General features: G+C 59.7%; 1 protein-coding gene. It reads left to right on the top strand.

All coding sequences use genetic code 11. The features are described 5' to 3' along the window. Window positions 1-117: 117 nt before the first annotated feature. Window positions 118-313 (top strand): AAA family ATPase (locus EN859_RS36675; RefSeq protein ID WP_145972011.1); only part of this gene is annotated, 196 nt, incomplete at its 3' end.

The following is a 313-nucleotide window of genomic DNA, read 5'->3' as shown; positions in this document are numbered from 1 at the left end:
CGCGGGCATCGTGGGCGAGTACAATGGCAGGCCGTGGCGCCCGGCGCCGACGCCGGAATCCTCTCACATCGCGGAAGCGGCCAAGGAATATCAGCGCATGCGTAGGAGTTGCTACTGATGAGCAAACCCGAACCGCTCAAGATCCTCTCCTATGCCGACATGAAGGACCTTCCTGAGCCTGCATGGCTTATCGACGGGCTCATTCAGGAAAACACCACCGCCCTGATGTTTGGCAAGTCGAACTCGTTCAAGTCCTTCCTGGCGATCGACATCGCCCTTTCCGTGGCCTCGCATCGGCCATGGCATAGCCATG

Source organism: Mesorhizobium sp. M00.F.Ca.ET.216.01.1.1 (assembly GCF_004010325.2).
Taxonomy (GTDB): Bacteria; Pseudomonadota; Alphaproteobacteria; order Rhizobiales; family Rhizobiaceae; genus Mesorhizobium.
The sequence above is the reverse complement of the archived record's forward strand: the minus strand, read 5'-3'. Positions and strand labels throughout refer to the sequence as shown.